General features: G+C 67.9%; 1 protein-coding gene. It reads right to left on the bottom strand.

What is annotated here, in order from left to right; translation table 11 throughout:
• Positions 1-44: 44 nt before the first annotated feature.
• Entirely contained in the window at positions 45-1,280 is a 1,236-nt protein-coding gene (locus M3B01_RS14525) for an ISL3 family transposase (RefSeq protein ID WP_259793257.1), read from the bottom strand.
• Between the last annotated feature and the right edge of the window lie 166 nt (positions 1,281-1,446).

Consider the following 1,446-nt stretch of genomic DNA (forward strand, 5'->3'; position numbering starts at 1 on the left):
GGCTCTTCGCGGTTCGTGGTGAATGACCCTGCTGTGGCGGGTATTCACGCTACGGTTCTCGCGGCGCTGGTCAGCAGGATACGCATCCGGTAGTTCTCGGCGTTGCGGAAGCCACGGCCAGTGCGTTTGATGTTCTTGATGCCGGTATTCGCGGCCTCGACTCGAGCGGTGGTCGCGCCGGTGACGATGAGGACCTCGATCGCGTCCCACCAGGTCACGACGGTGTCGTAGAGCTTGGTCGCCTCGGGCATATTCGCGATCTGGACGAAGTAGCCCATCCGCATCCGTTCCTCCCAGGCCTGAGCCAGGGTGTCGGTCGCCAATAGGCGACGGAGCTGCTCCTTGATGCCCCAGGCGGCGGAGAGCTCGTCGGTGGGGTCATCGGTGCGGAACACCCTCTCCAACCGCTCCCACGCCCGTGGAGTGAGGGTGTCAGCGCCGCGCAGCAGGAGCATCCGGTGCGCCCAGGCCGGGTCATCCTTGCGGCCGCGACGACCGTGATGGGTGCGGGCCAGGCGTTGCCGCACGGCGGCGACCATGTCGTTCCCGAGCTTGACGAGGTGGAACTTGTCGACCGAGACCGCAGCGCGGGGCAGGTAGGTCCGCAGTGCTTTGCGGAACGCGGCCGAGGGATCGATCGCGACGATCTCGATCCGCTCCCGCCAGAGCTCGGAGCGCTGGGCAAGCCAGTCACCGACGGCGGTGGAGTCCCGGCCGTCGACGACGCCGAGGACCTGTCCGGTGGTCAGGTCGACCAGGGTCGTCATCCATGGCTCGAACCGTCTCCAGGCACCTTCATCGGTGCGGAACCAGCGCACCGACCGGTAGCGGTGCTCATCGATGCCCAGGCGCGTCACTCGCACGTCCTCGGCGGCGGGGAGGACCACTGCGGCCGCCGCCAGCGCGGACTGGACCAGCCACCACGAGACGTCATGGGCCCGGGCGACCTCGGAGGCAGCCCGGCCCGAGGTGAGCACCGCGGAGACGACCTGATCCCGCAGCCGGGTCGTCGAACGCGCACGGTAAGGGACCTGATCGGTGGCTTCCCAGAACGTGCGCCGGGCGCAGGCCGGCTCGAGGCAGAACCAGCGCCGCTTGGCCCACACCACCTCCACCGCCCCGGCCACGGGGACGTCGCGCACCTTCTGGGACCGGCGGGAGTGGACCTTGGTCGCGAGCACCCCGCAGGACGGACAGCCCGGCGGCTCGATGGATTCGATCACCACTCGACGGCCTCCGTCGGGCAGGTCGATCGCGTCTGTGACGCGGTAATCGGGCAAGTTGAAGATCGTGCTCGCAGCATCACGCTGCGAACCAGTATTCTCGTGCACAGGCTCGTGGTCCTCTGAGGTGTGGATGTCTTGACAACACCCATCACAGCAGGACCACGGGCCGTTCTACGCCAGCGACGCGACGCTCTCCTTCACCACCAACCGCGAAGAGCCG

This window comes from Brachybacterium sp. p3-SID957, from assembly GCF_025144775.1.
In the GTDB taxonomy this organism is placed as follows: domain Bacteria; phylum Actinomycetota; class Actinomycetes; order Actinomycetales; family Dermabacteraceae; genus Brachybacterium; species Brachybacterium epidermidis.